This is a genomic window from Maritimimonas rapanae, from assembly GCF_057837205.1.
Map to the genome: position 1 here is coordinate 1,078,744 of NZ_JBYQFI010000001.1, position 16,733 is coordinate 1,095,476.

Annotated in this window: 11 protein-coding genes and 3 tRNA genes; 8 read left to right on the forward strand and 6 right to left on the reverse strand. The window is 33.3% G+C overall.

Annotation, left to right across the window (positions count from 1 at the left end; translation table 11 throughout):
- Positions 1 to 40: 40 nt before the first annotated feature.
- Positions 41 to 2,590, reverse strand: coding sequence for an ATP-dependent Clp protease ATP-binding subunit (locus AC3IF2_RS05150; protein ID WP_489166001.1), 2,550 nt, complete (start codon positions 2,588 to 2,590; stop codon positions 41 to 43).
- A 225-nt stretch (positions 2,591 to 2,815) separates the two neighbouring features.
- On the opposite strand from AC3IF2_RS05150, the gene gyrA reads away from it, so the two are divergent.
- Positions 2,816 to 5,335: a DNA gyrase subunit A gene (gene gyrA / locus AC3IF2_RS05155; protein WP_489166002.1), complete on the forward strand. Its 2,520-nt coding sequence runs from the start codon at positions 2,816 to 2,818 to the stop codon at positions 5,333 to 5,335.
- Between the two features lie 16 nt (positions 5,336 to 5,351).
- Positions 5,352 to 6,632, forward strand: coding sequence for a tetratricopeptide repeat protein (locus tag AC3IF2_RS05160; protein WP_489166003.1), 1,281 nt, complete (start codon positions 5,352 to 5,354; stop codon positions 6,630 to 6,632).
- Between the two features lie 52 nt (positions 6,633 to 6,684).
- Here the strand turns inward: AC3IF2_RS05160 and AC3IF2_RS05165 are convergent, their stop codons facing one another.
- Positions 6,685 to 7,458, reverse strand: coding sequence for a C40 family peptidase (locus AC3IF2_RS05165; RefSeq protein ID WP_489166004.1), 774 nt, complete (start codon positions 7,456 to 7,458; stop codon positions 6,685 to 6,687).
- A 5-nt stretch (positions 7,459 to 7,463) separates the two neighbouring features.
- A complete protein-coding gene (locus AC3IF2_RS05170; protein WP_489166005.1) occupies positions 7,464 to 8,639 on the reverse strand; it encodes an acetyl-CoA C-acyltransferase in 1,176 nt (391 codons plus the stop codon).
- Between the two features lie 129 nt (positions 8,640 to 8,768).
- Between AC3IF2_RS05170 and AC3IF2_RS05175 the strand changes: the two genes are divergently transcribed.
- From AC3IF2_RS05175 to AC3IF2_RS05190, 4 genes are all read left to right on the forward strand, one after another.
- On the forward strand, positions 8,769 to 10,826 hold the full coding sequence (locus AC3IF2_RS05175; RefSeq protein WP_489166006.1) for an HD family phosphohydrolase: 2,058 nt from the start codon (positions 8,769 to 8,771) through the stop codon (positions 10,824 to 10,826).
- A 336-nt stretch (positions 10,827 to 11,162) separates the two neighbouring features.
- Positions 11,163 to 12,218 carry a fatty acid desaturase family protein gene (locus AC3IF2_RS05180; RefSeq protein WP_489166007.1) on the forward strand — a complete coding sequence of 352 codons (1,056 nt, stop codon included), beginning with the start codon at positions 11,163 to 11,165 and terminating at the stop codon, positions 12,216 to 12,218.
- A 16-nt stretch (positions 12,219 to 12,234) separates the two neighbouring features.
- The gene (locus AC3IF2_RS05185) at positions 12,235 to 12,480 is read left to right on the forward strand and encodes a cold-shock protein (RefSeq protein ID WP_489166008.1); all 246 of its coding nucleotides are present in this window, start codon (positions 12,235 to 12,237) and stop codon (positions 12,478 to 12,480) included.
- 80 nt (positions 12,481 to 12,560) lie between these two features.
- Entirely contained in the window at positions 12,561 to 13,466 is a 906-nt protein-coding gene (locus tag AC3IF2_RS05190) for a class I SAM-dependent methyltransferase (protein WP_489166009.1), read from the forward strand.
- A gap of 93 nt (positions 13,467 to 13,559) precedes the next feature.
- On the opposite strand, the gene AC3IF2_RS05195 is transcribed toward AC3IF2_RS05190, so the two are convergent.
- From AC3IF2_RS05195 to AC3IF2_RS05205, 3 genes are all read right to left on the reverse strand, one after another.
- A tRNA-Arg gene (locus AC3IF2_RS05195) sits at positions 13,560 to 13,633 on the reverse strand.
- Between the two features lie 15 nt (positions 13,634 to 13,648).
- A tRNA-Pro gene (locus tag AC3IF2_RS05200) sits at positions 13,649 to 13,723 on the reverse strand.
- A 28-nt stretch (positions 13,724 to 13,751) separates the two neighbouring features.
- Positions 13,752 to 13,838: transfer RNA gene (locus AC3IF2_RS05205), tRNA-Ser, on the reverse strand.
- A gap of 234 nt (positions 13,839 to 14,072) precedes the next feature.
- On the opposite strand from AC3IF2_RS05205, the gene AC3IF2_RS05210 reads away from it, so the two are divergent.
- Positions 14,073 to 14,534 carry a (2Fe-2S)-binding protein gene (locus tag AC3IF2_RS05210; protein WP_489166010.1) on the forward strand — a complete coding sequence of 154 codons (462 nt, stop codon included), beginning with the start codon at positions 14,073 to 14,075 and terminating at the stop codon, positions 14,532 to 14,534.
- Positions 14,534 to 16,732: a xanthine dehydrogenase family protein molybdopterin-binding subunit gene (locus AC3IF2_RS05215; protein ID WP_489166011.1), complete on the forward strand. Its 2,199-nt coding sequence runs from the start codon at positions 14,534 to 14,536 to the stop codon at positions 16,730 to 16,732. Before AC3IF2_RS05210 ends, AC3IF2_RS05215 begins: the two co-directional genes overlap by 1 nt.
- Position 16,733 lies beyond the last annotated feature (1 nt).

The following is a 16,733-nucleotide window of genomic DNA, read 5'->3' on the forward strand; positions in this document are numbered from 1 at the left end:
TAATTGCAAAAAAATCCCTCCAAAAGGAGGGAAGTGAAACTTATTCTTTTTCTTCGGCTGCTTTTTTAGCCTTTTTGATTTTTATAGTGAGTTCATCTTTTTCCTCATCAAGATCCATAAAGATACTATCGTTTTCTTTAAGCTTAGAATTTACAATTTCTTCGGCTAAAGCATCTTCTATATATTTTTGTATAGCACGCTTTAAAGGTCTAGCACCATATTGCTTATCGAAACCTTTATCGGCAATATAATCTTTAGCTTTATCACTTAAAGTCATTTTGTAGCCAAGACCATCTATACGCTCTAGTAATTTTTCTAACTCGATATCGATAATTGCATGAATATCTTCTTTTTCTAAAGCATTAAACACAATTACATCATCAATTCTATTTAAGAACTCAGGCGCAAAACTTTTCTTCAACGCATTTTCTATCACACTTTTTGCATTGGCATCAGCTTGCTCTTTCTTAGAAGCTGTACCAAAACCAACACCTGCACCAAAATCTTTCAACTGGCGTGCGCCAATATTAGAGGTCATAATGATGATAGTATGTCTAAAGTCAATTTTACGACCTAAACTATCAGTAATATAGCCGTCATCTAGAATCTGTAACAACATGTTAAACACATCTGGATGCGCCTTTTCTATCTCATCAAGTAAAACTACTGAATATGGCTTACGACGAATCTTTTCTGTTAACTGACCACCTTCTTCGTAACCTACATATCCTGGAGGTGCTCCAATTAATCGAGAAATAGCAAATTTTTCCATGTACTCACTCATGTCAATACGAACCAATGCATCAGGTGAATCGAATAACTCGCGGGCTAATACTTTTGCTAATTGCGTTTTACCAACACCAGTTTGACCTAAGAAAATAAATGAGCCAATAGGCTTGTTAGGATCCTTTAATCCTACACGATTACGCTGAATAGCTTTTACTACTTTTTCTACAGCTTCATTCTGACCTATAACTTTTCCTTTAATCAAGTTATGTAAATCAGCCAAACGGGCACTTTCTGCCTCAGCTATTCTATTTACAGGTATACCAGTCATCATAGAAACGACTTCAGCGACATTATCTTCTGTAACTGTTTGCTTATGTAGTTTTGATTGACTTTCCCATTCTTGCTGCGCTGTGGCTAGCTCTTTTTCTATGCGTTTTTCATCATCACGTAAACGAGCAGCTTCTTCATATTTTTGACTCTTTACTACATTGTTTTTCAACTCTCTAACATCTTCCAGTTGTTTTTCTAATTCAAGTACTTGTTTTGGTACTACAATGTTGGTGATATGTATTCTAGACCCGGCTTCGTCAAGAGCATCAATTGCTTTGTCTGGTAAGAAACGATCCGTCATATAACGATTTGTTAACTTTACGCAAGCTTCAATAGCTTCATCAGTAAAGACCACATTGTGGTGATCTTCGTATTTATCTTTGATATTATTTAATATCTGAATAGTTTCTTCAACCGAAGTTGGCTCAACCATTACTTTCTGGAAACGACGTTCTAAAGCACCATCTTTTTCGATATTTTGGCGGAATTCGTCTAAAGTAGTAGCTCCTATACATTGAATTTCTCCTCTTGCTAAAGCAGGTTTAAACATATTTGAAGCATCAAGAGAGCCCGTAGCTCCACCTGCACCAACTATGGTATGAATCTCATCTATAAAAAGAATAATATCATCGTTCTTTTCAAGCTCATTCATCAGCGCTTTCATGCGTTCTTCAAACTGGCCACGATATTTTGTACCAGCTACCAAACTTGCTAGGTCCAATGAAACTATACGTTTATTGAAAAGTATTCTGGAAACTTTACGTTGAATAATCCGTAATGCCAAACCTTCTGCAATTGCAGATTTACCAACACCGGGTTCGCCAATTAAAATTGGATTATTCTTTTTCCTTCGGCTTAAAATCTGTGAGATGCGCTCTATTTCCTTTTGACGCCCAACAACAGGGTCTAACTTACCTTCTTCTGCTAAAGCTGTTAAATCACGCCCAAAATTGTCGAGAACAGGAGTTTTAGATTTCTTATTAGTCTTACCTTTTTGGCCAGAGCTTCCTTCAAACGGATTTTGCTTTGGTTCATCGAATTCATCATCACCTTGAGCTTCGGCTCTTGGCGTGATTGAAATATCATCGTCTAAGAATAACTGGCTAAAAATATTCTTTACTTCATCATAGTCTATATCAAATCGATTTAGCAATTTCGTTGTCGGGTCATTTTCATTACGTAAGACACACAATAATAAATGTGCCGTACTTACCGCTTTACTTTTGTATAGTTTAGCTTCTAAAAAAGTAGTTTTTAATGCTTTTTCTGCTTGTTTTGTTAGGTGTAGGCTCTTCTTGTCATTTCCATCAACCGCATCGGGATTGGCAGGACTCAACCCTTCGATCTTCTTACGCAGCATGTCTAAATCTACGTCAAGTGTAGTGAGAATATCGATGGCCTCTCCGTTAGCTTTGCGTAATAAGCCTAACATAAGATGTTCAGTACCAATAAAGTCATGTCCTAGTCTAAGGGCTTCTTCTTTACTGTAAGCTATAACATCTTTTACTTTTGGTGAAAAATTATCGTCCATTAAAATATATTTATTGTCGTAAAATTAGTAGAATTTTTTAATTATTAATTACAAAAGTTATGCCCATATATTAACAGCGACGTAATGGCATGTAAAACAGCATGTTTATTGGTGTTGATTGTTAATAAAAACTGTTAATAAAACTACTACTTTTTACAATTAAAAAGTTGCATTTATTGTATATTGCTCCGTTAATAAAAACGAGTAAAACATAAAGAAAATTATATGGCGGAAGGCGAAAAGTTAATTCCTATTAATATTGAGGATGAAATGAAGTCATCGTATATTGATTATTCAATGTCGGTGATCGTATCAAGAGCATTACCAGATGTGCGTGATGGTTTAAAACCTGTACATAGAAGAGTTTTGTTTGGTATGCATGAATTAGGAATAAGAGCAACCGGAGCTCATAAAAAATCTGCAAGAGTAGTTGGTGAAGTTTTAGGTAAGTACCACCCTCATGGTGATACATCTGTATATGATGCTATGGTACGTATGGCTCAAGATTGGAGTATGCGTTATGAAATGGTCGATGGTCAAGGTAACTTTGGGTCTCCAGATGGAGATAGCCCAGCAGCTATGCGTTACACAGAGGTGCGTATGCGCAAGATTTCTGAGGAAATGTTAGCTGATATTGAAAAGGATACTGTAGATCATAGATTAAATTTTGACGACACATTACAAGAGCCAACAGTATTACCTACTAGAATACCTAGCTTATTGGTAAATGGTGCTTCAGGTATTGCTGTTGGTATGGCTACGAATATGGCTCCTCACAATCTTTCTGAAGTTGTCGATGGTACCGTTGCATATATAGAGAATAACAATATAGAGATTGATGAGCTGATGCAACATATAAAAGCCCCTGATTTCCCTACTGGTGGAACCATTTATGGTTATGAAGGTGTGAAGGATGCTTTTCATACTGGTCGCGGCCGGATAGTAATGCGCGCTAAAGCCAATATAGAAGAAGTTAATGGTAGAGAATGTATCGTTGTTACGGAGTTGCCATTTCAAGTGAATGGAGCTGATCTGATGAAGAAAACAGCTGATTTGGTAAATGACAAAAAAATCGAAGGAATTGCTTCATTGCGTGATGAAACCAGTAGAAAAGGTAGAAGATTGGTTTATGTATTGAAACGCGATGCTATTCCTAATATAGTTTTAAATAAACTTTACAAGTATACTGCACTTCAAACTTCATTTAGTGTTAATAATATTGCTTTAGTTAATGGCCGCCCAGAGATGCTTAACTTAAAGGACCTGATCAAGCACTTTGTAAATCACAGACATGAAGTAGTTGTTCGCAGAACAAAATACGAATTACAGAAAGCTGAAGCTAGGGCTCATATTTTAGAAGGATTGATAATTGCATCAGATAATATTGATGAAGTTATCAAGTTAATTCGTGCTTCGGCTAATGCAGATGAAGCTCGCGAAGCCTTAATGAAGCGATTTGAATTGTCAGAAATTCAAGCTAAAGCTATTGTTGAAATGAGATTGCGTCAGTTAACTGGTTTAGAGCAAGATAAACTTAGAGATGAATATGAAGAGATTAAGAAATTTATCGAAGATTTAAAAGATATTCTTGCAGACGAATCTCGTAGAATGTCTATCATCAAAGAAGAATTATTAGAGGTTAAAGAAAAGTATGGAGATGAGCGTCGTTCAGTAATAGAATATGCAGGCGGTGATGTGAGTATTGAAGATATGATTCCTGATTCTAAAGTAGTGGTAACAATTTCTCATGCTGGATATATTAAAAGAACCAATTTAGATGAATATAAGGTTCAAAATAGAGGTGGCCGTGGACAAAAAGGAGTAGCAACTAGAAATGAGGATTTCTTAGAACATCTATTTGTAGCTACTAATCATCAATACATGTTATTTTTTACTCAAAAAGGTAAAGTATTCTGGATGCGTGTTTATGAAATACCAGAAGGAAACAAAACATCAAAGGGTAGAGCAATTCAGAATTTAGTGAATATTGAACAAGATGATAAGGTAAAAGCATTTATATGTACTCAAGATCTTAAAGATGAAGATTATGTAAATAGTAATTATGTACTAATGGTTACTAAAAGAGGTCAGACCAAGAAAACTTCTCTTGAGCAATATTCAAGACCTCGTACAAATGGTATAAATGCAATTACAATTAAAGAGGGTGACGAATTACTAGAGGCTAAATTAACAGATGGTAATAGTCAAATCATGATAGCTGTTAAATCTGGTAAAGCAATTCGTTTTGAAGAAGCTAAAACAAGACCAATGGGAAGAAATGCTTCAGGGGTACGTGGTATTACCTTGGCAGGAAAAGATGACGAAGTGATAGGAATGGTTTCCGTTAATGATATGGAGAGTAATATCCTAGTTGTTTCTGAAAATGGCTACGGTAAACGCTCATCCTTAGAAGACTATAGAATTACAAATCGTGGCGGAAAAGGTGTTAAAACTATAAATGTTACAGAAAAAACAGGTAACTTAGTAGCTATAAAGAATGTAACAGATGAAGATGATCTAATGATTATTAATAAATCTGGTATTACTATAAGAATGGCAGTTGCAGATTTAAGAGTGATGGGTAGGGCTACGCAAGGTGTCAAACTCATAAACATTAAAGGTAATGATTCAATAGCAGCTGTAGCAAAAGTCATGCACGAAGAAGAGGATGAAAATGAAGATTTAGAAAATGGCACGGAAATTGAAAATAACGAGACGAACAATTCAACAAACAATCAAGAATAATTAATTAGTATAAAAAATGAAAAAATTAGGTTTAGTGCTATTAGCAGCAACAATTAGTTTGTCTGCATATGCACAAAAAGATGCAATAAAAGCTGCAGAAAAAGCATTAAAAAATGGAGATGTTGCTGCGGCTAAAACGGCTATCAGCAATGCTGAAGGAGCTTTAGAAGATAAGTATAAGGCTAAATTTTATTTTTTAAAAGCAAAAGCATACTATGATATAGCTAAGAAGAATCCAGCCGAAAGTGCTGAAGCATATCAAACTGCAGCAAAATCATTCCAAGATTTAATTGCTTTTGAAAAACAATCAGGTAAAGCAAAATATACTCAAGAAGCTGAGCCAATGTTAAATGCTCTAGTCTCTGATGTTTCTAACAAGGGGATTAAAGAGTATCAAGCTAAAGATTATGTCAATGCTAAAAATACATTAAATCAAGTATATAATCTAAGTAAAAAGGATACAGTATTTTTAGAATATGCAGCTAATGCCGCTTATTTGGATAAAGATTATGATGCCGCTTTAAAACATTTTACAGCTTTAAAGAGTATGGGTTATACTGGTATAACCTCACAATACACAGCAGTTAATGTAGAGACTGGTAAAAGAGAGAATATGGGTTCTAAAGCTCAAATGGACCTAATGGTTAAAGCGAAGCAATTTAAAGATCCTAAAGTGGAGGTTTCAGAATCTAAGAGAGCTACAGTTATAAAAAATATTGCTTTTATTTTAGTTGAAAAGGGAGATGAAGAGAATGCAATAGCCGCTGTTAGAGAAGCAAGAGAAACTGACCCTAAAGATATAAATATGCTTTTAACTGAAGCAAATTTATTATTAAAAGTTGGCAAAAAGGATGAATTTAAGCGCTTAATGGAAGAAGCTATTCAGCAAGATCCAAATAATGCTGGCTTGCATTTTAATATTGGCGTGATTAATCAAGAACAAGGAAAAATAGAAGAGGCAAAAGCCAATTACAATAAAGCAATTGAGCTAGATCCTAAACATTCAGATGCTTATTTAAACTTAGGTTCTGCAATGCTTGAGAAAGACAAAAAGTTAGTAGAAGAAATGAATAACAACTTAAGTAACTTTAAAAAATACGATGAAATTAAAGCTAGACAAGCTGAGTTGTATAAAGAAGTAATTCCTGTTTATGAGAAAGCATTTAATCTTAAAAAAGAAAAAGATGGTAAGCCAGATGCTGATATCGCTAGAACTTTAATGAGTCTATATGAAAATGTTGAAATGAACGATAAGTACAAAGAGATGAAGGCCATTTGGGATGCTTCTAAAGAGTAGTTCCTAAAATTTAAATAAAAAAACTCGCTAAGAAATTAGCGAGTTTTTTTATTTAAAATATCTTTTTTATTACTCTTAATTTATGAGTATGCTTTTTTAACTCTTCATTAAAAATACCACTCTGATCTAATCTATCTATACGTACTTTACCACTTGCATGGATGATATAATTATTTGACATTATTATACCAACATGAATTATTTCCCCGTCTTTATTATCAAAAAATGCTAAATCGCCAGGTTCACTTTCTTCAATAAAACTTAGTACGTCACCTTGAGTTGCTTGTTGTGAAGCATCACGTAAGAGCTTATAGCCATTAAGTTTATAAACCATTTGCGTTAATCCTGAACAATCAATACCAAAAGGCGTTTTTCCTCCCCATAAATATGGAGCATTTAAGTACATAAAAGCTGTTTTTACTAAATTATCTTTCTTCAATTTTTTAAACGAAGACTTTCCTTCAAAGGAAAAATCTAGATTTTCAAAATTTAATGTACCTCTCTTTAAAAAAGGTAAAGAAGCACCTAACGGAATTGGTAGTAATTCACCTTTGTCATTTGAAACAAAGTTTACAAGTTCTGTTGAAATATTTATTTGTTGTTCTTTATCTAATTTTTTGTAGAATTCTTTAGATATAGAATTATATTGTTTTTCATCAATCCATCCTTCGTAGTCATCAAAAGCTAAACGGATCTTTCGCCATTGCTTAGATTTTTCTAGCACTTTAAAATGCTCACCAAATAAAACCTGTGAAACGAGCTCACTTTTATCATTTGGCTCATCCCGTAAAGGAATAATACTTAGATTACAAATGCCGTAGTTCATTAAAATTAGATTCGTTCAATTACCATAGCACTTGCGCCACCACCACCATTGCATATTGCGGCTGCACCCAACTTGGCATTATTTTGCTCTAACACATTAATAAGAGTAACCAGAATTCGTACACCAGAGCATCCAAGTGGATGTCCTAAAGAAACAGCACCGCCATTAATATTTACTTTTTTATCAGAAAGGCCTAAAATTTTCATATTAGCTAAACCAACAACAGAAAAGGCTTCATTAAATTCAAAGTAATCAATTTCATCTTGAGCAAGTCCAGCTTTTGCTAATGCTTTAGGTAAAGCTTTTGCAGGAGCAGTAGTGAACCATTCGGGTTCTTGAGCAGCATCTGCATAACTTCTAATCTTTGCTATTGGTTTTAAATTTAATTCATTAGCTTTATCGGAAGACATCAAAACCATTGCACCAGCACCATCATTTATTGTAGAAGCATTAGCTGCTGTTACTGTACCATCTTTTGTGAAGGCAGGTCTCAAAGCTGGAATTTTCTCTATTTTAACATTCCTATACTCTTCATCTTCTGAAACAATTACTGGTTCACCACGTCTTTGAGGGACTTCTACAGGAACAACTTCGTTAGTAAATTTACCTTCTGACCACGCTTTTGCTGAACGTTGATAAGATTGAATAGCAAAAGCATCTTGATCTTCACGAGAAAATTCATATTTATCAGCACAAGCATCAGCACAAACTCCCATAGCTGTTTCGTTATAAACATCTACTAATCCATCTTTCTGCATTCCATCTTCCAGTTTAACTGGTCCAAATTTTGTAGCACTTCTTGCATGATAGTAGTGTGGAATTAAACTCATATTTTCCATTCCACCAGCTACAACAACTTCGGCATCACCTAATGCAATTGCTTGAGCAGCATGCATTACACTTTTCATACCTGAGGCACAAACTTTATTAATAGTAGTACAAGGCACTGTGTCTGGTATACCTGCAAAAATAGCTGCTTGTCTTGCTGGAGCTTGGCCTGTACCAGCCTGTACAACATTACCCATAAATACTTCTTCTACCAGATTTGGGTTTAAATTAGCTTTTTCTAAAGCTCCTTTAATTGCAATTGCACCTAATTTAGGAGCAGGCACTGTAGATAAAGAACCTAAAAAACTTCCTATAGGTGTTCTTACCGCTGATACTATGACAACTTCCTTCATTCTAAATCCGTATTGAGTTTATTATTGTTATTTTATGAGGCGAATTTAACTATTTTTAAGGAATCTTTCTCAGCAGAATTTATTTATTAGTTACTATTTTTTTACATTTGAGACATACTTTTTTACTAAATGAAAAACTTTATTAATAATTTGTATCAAAATCATTCTTTGATTTATAAAGTTTTCCTATTTATAATTACAACAGCTAGTATTGTTTATTTATTTCCTAAAGGAGGGCATTTTGGATTAGATATTCAAAAAGGAAAGCCTTGGCAATCTGATAATTTGTATGCCCCTTTTGATTTTGCAATTCAAAAATCTGAAAGTGAAATTGAAAAAGAAGAGCAAGGAATAGAATCAAATAAAGAGCTTTATTTTTCTTATAACCAAGAAGTTAAGAATAGAGTAAAGAATAATTATAATCAAAGAGCCTCATCGCGTTTACCAGATTCTATTTTTAGAAATTTTAGCAAAAGAAATGTAATTAGTTTTGGTAGTAGACTCATTGATGATATTTATAATATTGGCTATTTAGACCGTGATGATAGAAGTAATGCAAGAGCTAAACAGATAGTAACCTTAAAAAAAGGAAATCAAGCTGAACATATTGTATATGATAGGTTTATAAACAAAAATTCTATTCAATCTATTATCGATGGTCATTTTAATCGAAGTAGATACCAGAAGTTTAAAAATAGGTTAACTACGATTCTCTTAGAAGTTTTAGAACCTAATGTCTACTATGATGATGAGTTCACACAAAAAGTATTGAATGAAGAGTTAAATAAAATCTCTAGAACAAAAGGCTTAGTTTCTGAAAATGAACGAATTATATCTAAAGGCGATGTAGTAGAGGGTAAGAAGTATGAGATTTTATCCTCTCTTAAGAATGAATATAAATCACAATTATGGAGTGAATCTAATTATAATTGGATAGTCTTTGGCTATATTATATTAGTTGCACTTGCGTTGTTAATGTTATTATTATTTATTCAAAAATATCGACCAGAAATATTTGAGAATAATACCAAAGTAACCTTTATATTTTTTAATGTATTATTAATGGTCTTTTTGGTGACCTTAGTTGTAAAATATCGAGTTGACTATTTATATGTCGTACCATTAATTATACTTCCTATTATATTAAAAGCCTTCTTTGATGCTCGATTGGGGCTTTTTACGCATGTTCTAACTGTATTGCTATTAGGATTTATAGTTCCTAACAGTTTTGAGTTTATTTTTTTACAAATAATTGCAGGGATCATAACTATACTTACAGTTTCTGAATTATATAGAAGAGCAAATCTGTTTATCTCTATTAGTCAGATCACCTTAGTATATATGGTTGCTTATTTTGCTTTTTCAATTATTCAAGAAGGAAATGCAGATAAATTAAATTGGGAATATTTCGGATTGTTTGCTTTAAATGGAGTGTTATCCTTTTTATCTCTTTTATTGATTTTGATATATGAAAAGACTTTTAATTTGGTTTCAGATGTCTCTCTACTAGAATTATCCAATACAAATTCGAAATTATTACGAGAATTAGCAGAGAAGGCTCCTGGTACATTTCAACACTCTATGCAGGTTGCAAATTTAGCAGAAGCCAGTGCTAATGAAATAGGTGCAAATGCCATGCTGGTTAGAACTGGAGCACTTTATCATGATATAGGTAAAATGGCTAATCCTATGTATTTTACGGAAAATCAGACTACCAATGTAAATCCGCATAACGAGCTAACTCCAAAAGATAGTGCCAAAATTATTATTGATCATGTTATTAAAGGAATTGAAACTGCTAAAAAGTATGGATTACCAGACCGTATAATTGATTTTATAAGAACACATCACGGCACAAGTCAGGTTTATTATTTTTATAAAAAGCAACAAGATCAAGTTGCAGGAGATATTGATGTTGAAGACTTTACTTACCCTGGCCCTATACCTTTTTCTAAAGAAACTGCAATTTTAATGATGTGTGACGCTGCCGAGGCGGCTTCAAAAAGTATTAAAGAACCAACAGCACAATTAATTGATGATCTAATTGAGCGAATAATTGATACTCAGATGCAGAACAGTCAGTTTTTGAATGCAGATATTACTTTTAAGGAAATACAGACAATTAAAAAAGTAATTAAAAAGAAGCTGAACAATATTTATCATTTAAGGATAGAATATCCCGAATAAAAATTAATCTACTTTTCGAATTATTTAAATAATTTAAGAAACCTACGCTAATTTAACCTACCTTTAAGCATTGAACATTTAGACGGCCTTTCTTTTTTTAATTTTTTTCAACTTTAATCAATCCTTTGCTTTCTTTAACTGTAGTAGTTCGGTATTAATAACCTGAACACAAATTTTGCTTCAATAATTATCATTTTGGTTAAAACAGGAACAGTTTTTTTAATTGATATGATATATCATTTAAAAAACAGTATAAAAACCAATTTAATAATTATCGAAAAGCCAAAATTTTCAAGAACAATAAACAGTGACTTCTCAAAAACCTTAAGAAGTCGTGTGAATCAGCATTTTAAAATCAACAATATAAATAGAAATGCTAACGCAACAATGATTGTTAAGACAATTGTTATGCTTGCTTTATTTTTTACACCTTTAATATTATTATCAACTGGTTTTGTTACTAATACATGGTTGCTTTTTTTATTATATATAATAAGTGGATTTGGAATGGCTGGTATAGGGATGGGTGTAATGCACGACGCAATTCATGGTTCTTATTCAAAAAATAAAAAAATTAATACACTTTTAGGTTATACCTTTAATCTTATTGGCGCAAATGCTAATGTATGGAGAGTACAACACAACATTTTACATCATACTTATACAAACATCGATCATGCCGATGATGACTTGAATGCTCCTTTTTTTCTAAGATTTTCACCAAACGCAAAGCATTATTGGGTACATCAATTCCAGCATATATATATATGGTTTTTTTATGCTATATCAACTATATCCTGGATAACAACTAAAGATTTTGTCCGCCTAAAACGCTATAGAAATATGGGTTTTTTTAACAAAAAAAATGAATACTCAAAGGTGCTTGCAAGTATGATAGCCTGGAAAATGTTATATTATACATATACGCTGATATTACCCATTATTATAATACCTCTGCCTTGGTGGATAATCTCATTAGCATTTTTAAGCATGCATTGTATTACAGGGCTTTTGGTTAGTATTGTTTTCCAAATAGCACATATTATGCCTTCAAATGAATTTCCACTACCAAATGAAAAGGGTATGATGAAAGAAGATTGGTATGGGCATCAATTTGCCACAACAACTAATTTTTCACCAAAAAGCAAGCTTTTATTCTGGTTAATAGGTGGTTTAAATTACCAAGTAGAACATCATGTGCTTCCAGATGTTTGCCATGTACATTATAAGAACTTAACCAAAATAGTATCAGAAACAGCTAACGAATTTGGCATGCCATATCATGTTAAAAAAAGCTTTGCTCATGCTATAAAAGATCATATTAAGATGTTGCGTTGGCTAGGTCAAAAGCAAACTGTAGGAGTAATAAATAATATGGCCGCAGAATTTTAATACAGCAACAGAAATTATGATAAAAAGAATTATAGATAAAATATTAAATACTAATAAAGTAAACACAATGAAAGAAGGTACAGTAAAATTTTTCAATAATGCCAAAGGATTTGGTTTTATTACGGTTAAAGACTCAGAAGAAGAAGTTTTTGTTCATAAATCAAATCTTGTAGATCAAATAAAAGAAAATGATCATGTGACATTTGACGTTCAAAAAGACGAAAAAGGTTTGAGCGCTATAAAAGTAAGTTTAGCCCAATAAACATTCTTTAATATTCTAACTGAAAGAAATAGTATTAAGAGATAATGTTTCTTTCAGTAGAATGTATTAAAAATAGAATTGTGGCAGAAAAAAAGGATTTAGATTTTACATATACAACAATCGATGAAATATTTCGCTTAAGTATTGGGGAAACTGCAGATTATAGTGGTGCTAAATATGATGGAGACTTCTCAATGTCATTAGAAGAAGCACAAAAAGAAAAACATAAATTTATAGCAGATAGCCTTAATATTAATAGTGAGAGTAAGGTTCTTGATATGGCATGTGGATGGGGACCTTTTATCAAATACATTACCCAAGAAAGAGGTGCTAAGGGAATAGGTTTAACATTATCTGAAGGACAAGCAAAAGCTTGCCAGAATAATGGAATGGAAGTCCTTGTAAAGGATTGCCGATATATTAAACCTGATGATTTTGGGGTTTTTGACGCCATAACTTGTATAGGTGGTTTAGAACATTTTTGTTCCATTGAAGAATGGAGAGAAGGCAAACAAGAAAAAATATATAACGATTTTTTTCAATCACTTTACAATCTAATGCCTTCTGGTGGTAGATTTTATATGCAAACCATGACCTTTGGTAAAAACATGATTGAATTTAAGGACATTAATATTAATGCAGAAAAAGAATCGGCAGCTTATATAATGGCTCTAATGATTAAAGAATTTCCTGGTTCATGGCTTCCATATGGGCCAGAAATGGTCATAAAAAACGCTGAGCCATATTTTAAATTAATTTCAAAAAGTAGTGGTAGATTAGATTATATTGAAACTATTAATCAATGGAGAAAGAAGTTTAGAAAGTTCAATCTCAAAAAATATTGGTTATACCTTTCTTTGCTTCCTAAATTTCTTACCGATAAAGAATTCCGACATCAAGTAGCTGTTTTTAGAATTAGCCCTAATAAGGTATGTTTTGAACAGGAAATTATGGAACATTATAGGCTGGTTTTTGAAAAAATATAACCCAATACATTTCTTCCAAAGTTTAGTCACTTAAATAAGATAAGAATTAAAACAAGAAAACCTTTCAATTTCTTGAAAGGCTTGATATTCCTGTGATCGCGACAGGATTCGAACCTGTGACCGTCTGCTTAGAAGGCAGATGCTCTATCCAGCTGAGCTACGCGACCATTAACTCTTTTTTGTCGGGGTGGCAGGATTCGAACCTGCGACCTCCGCGTCCCAAACGCGGCGCGATAACCGGGCTACGCTACACCCCGGACAGTTATCTAAATATTCAATAAAATGCGGAGAGGAAGGGATTCGAACCCCCGGTACCCTTGCGAGTACAACTCCTTAGCAGGGAGCCCCGTTCGACCACTCCGGCACCTCTCCTAAATTTTAATGAACTGCACTTCTAAAAGTGCGGGTGCAAATGTAATAAATTTGAAGTGTAGCTACAATAGCTTAGCTTAAAAATTTAATATTTTTTTTACCAGCAAAAGATTAAAACTATAATTTACTTATAATCAATTTGTACAGTTTCTTATTTAACATTTTTACAATGTAAAATATCAAGATTATATAGTAACTTTAAAGCTTAAAGTAATCAAACTTAAATTCTAATTTATGGCAACAATTAAGATTAATGATAAAACTCATGAGGTTGATGTTGATCCGAATATGCCCTTGCTATGGGCAATTAGAGATATTGTTGGTTTAACTGGCACAAAATACGGTTGTGGTAAAGGTTTATGTGGGGCCTGTACCGTTTTAATGGATAGTGAGCCGACTAGATCATGTTTAACTCCAGTTTCTTTGGCTGATGGTAAATCTATTTTAACAATTGAAGGTGTAGAAAGCGAGAATAAAGTATTGCAAGATGTTTGGGAAGATCTTAATGTGCCACAATGTGGCTATTGTCAATCAGGTCAGATTATGTCTGCCGTTGCCTTATTAAAAGGAAATAATAACCCTAGCGATGAAGATATTAATATAGCTATGAATGGTAATATTTGCCGTTGCGGTACGTATGATAGAATCCGTAAAGCTATCCATAAAACAGCCGAATTAACTCAAGATAACTCATAATGAATCCAATAAATAATATAAGTCGTAGAAGTTTTATCAGAAATCTTGGATTGGCTTCTGGAGGATTAATTCTAGCATGTAATATTCCAACATCAAAAGATGAAGCAGAAAAAATAAGACCTTTTAATGGTTCAACATTTGAACCAAATTTATTTGTGCAACTTAAGGATAACGGAGAATTAGTACTATTAGCAACACGTTCAGAAATGGGTAATGGTGTTCGTACTTCACTACCATCGGTTATAGCAGATGAAATGGATGCTGATTGGAAATATGTAAGTGTCGCGCAAGCCACTGGTAACACGAAGTTTTTAGATCAAAACACTGATGGTTCTCGTAGTATTCGGTATTTATTTGAACCAATGCGTAAGATGGGTGCGACAGCTAAAGCAATGCTAATTACAGCTGCAGCAACTAAGTGGCAAATTTCTGAAGATGATTGTAAAGCAGAAAATCACTATATAGTTAACAAAACGAATAATAAAAAGTTATTTTATGGTGATTTAGTTGGCGATGCCGCTAAATTAGAAGTTCCAGAAAATCCAAAATTAAAAGACCCTAAAGATTTTAAATACATAGGCACAAACTTAAAGAGCATTGATGGTACTGGTTATGCTTCGGGTAAGCCTAAATATGGAATTGATATTAAAATAGATGGTATGAAATATGTTACAGTAGCTAGATGCCCTGTAACATTTGGTACTGTTAAAAGTTATAAAAAAGATGAAGCTTTAAAAGTAGCGGGTGTTAATAATGTTGTTGAAATACCAAGAGTTATAAAACCTTTTGGAGCTTTAGGTGGAGTTGCAGTTGTAGCAAATAATACTTGGGCAGCCTTTAAGGGTAAAGAAGCGTTGCAAGTCGAATGGGATTTAGGAAAAAATAAGGAAGCGTCTTCTGATTCTTATAATAAAATGATTCTTGAAAATGTTAAAAAGAAAGGAAAGGAAGTTCGCAATGATGGAAATATAAATGCGGCATTTAAAAATGCAGAACATATAGTAGAGAGTACATTTCAAATGCCATATTTGGTGCATGCTCCGATGGAAGTACCAAACGCTACTGCAAGAATTACAGATGGTAAATGTGAGGTTTGGGCACCAACTCAAGACCCTCAAACTGCTCGCAAAGAAGTAGCTGATTTTCTCGAAACTGACTTAGAAAATGTTACTATTAATGTTACCTTTTTAGGAGGTGGATTTGGTAGAAAATCTAAACCAGATTTTATAATAGAGGCTGTTTCTTTGGCAAAAACATTAAATGCGCCAGTTCAAGTAGTTTGGACTCGTGAAGATGATATACAACATAGTTATTACCATGCAGTAAGTGCTCAATATATGAAAGGGTCTTTAGATAAAGATGGTAATGTTACAGGTTGGTTGCACAGAGTTGCATATCCATCAATAGCTTCGACATTTGCACCAGACAGTGGATATGCTGCCGGATTTGAATTTGGTATGGGTATGACCAATATTCCATACAATATAAATAATGTTCGTTGTGAAAATGGAAAAGCTCCTGCACATTTAAGAATGGGGTGGTTCCGCTCGGTAATTAATATCATTCAAGGGCATTCAGTTAATGTATTTGTAGATGAGTTAGCAGCTAAAGCTGAAAAAGATCCTTTACAATTTAGGTTAGATCTAATTGGTGAAGATAGAATTGAAGAATCTAAATCTGGTTATCATTTTGATACATCTAAATTAAAATATGTACTTAAAAAAGCTGCAGAGAATGCTAAATATGGTAGAGAATTAACAGAAGGTCATGGTTTGGGGATCGCAGTGCATTATAGCTTTTTTTCATACATCGCTTCAATAGTGGAGGTGTCTGTAATAAATAACAAACTAAAAGTGCATGATATTTGGTCAGTAATAGATTGTGGTACTGCCGTAAATACAAATACTATTGAATCTCAAATGCAAGGCGCCGCTATGTTCGGTCTGTCATTGGCATATTATGGTAAAATTACCACTAAAGATGGAGTTGTAGAGCAAAGTAATTATCACGATTATAAAATGTTACGTATATCTGATGCCCCTAAAGTACATGTAGAGATTGTTAAAAGTACTGATAAACCAACTGGAGTTGGAGAACCAGGTGTTCCTGTAATTGCTCCTGCTTTAAGTAATGCGATTTTTGCAGCTACAGGAAAACGTTATCATAATTTACCCTTAATGGATGAGGGTCTAGTTTAGT

What these genes read in the sequence shown, in the direction of transcription:
- AC3IF2_RS05150 (WP_489166001.1), bottom strand. Translation starts at nt 2,590, where the DNA reads ATGGACGATAATTTTTCACCAAAAGTAAAAGATGTTATAGCTTACAGT.
- gyrA (WP_489166002.1), top strand. Translation starts at nt 2,816, where the DNA reads ATGGCGGAAGGCGAAAAGTTAATTCCTATTAATATTGAGGATGAAATG.
- AC3IF2_RS05160 (WP_489166003.1), top strand. Translation starts at nt 5,352, where the DNA reads ATGAAAAAATTAGGTTTAGTGCTATTAGCAGCAACAATTAGTTTGTCT.
- AC3IF2_RS05165 (WP_489166004.1), bottom strand. Translation starts at nt 7,458, where the DNA reads ATGAACTACGGCATTTGTAATCTAAGTATTATTCCTTTACGGGATGAG.
- AC3IF2_RS05170 (WP_489166005.1), bottom strand. Translation starts at nt 8,639, where the DNA reads ATGAAGGAAGTTGTCATAGTATCAGCGGTAAGAACACCTATAGGAAGT.
- AC3IF2_RS05175 (WP_489166006.1), top strand. Translation starts at nt 8,769, where the DNA reads ATGAAAAACTTTATTAATAATTTGTATCAAAATCATTCTTTGATTTAT.
- AC3IF2_RS05185 (WP_489166008.1), top strand. Translation starts at nt 12,235, where the DNA reads ATGATAAAAAGAATTATAGATAAAATATTAAATACTAATAAAGTAAAC.
- AC3IF2_RS05210 (WP_489166010.1), top strand. Translation starts at nt 14,073, where the DNA reads ATGGCAACAATTAAGATTAATGATAAAACTCATGAGGTTGATGTTGAT.
- AC3IF2_RS05215 (WP_489166011.1), top strand. Translation starts at nt 14,534, where the DNA reads ATGAATCCAATAAATAATATAAGTCGTAGAAGTTTTATCAGAAATCTT.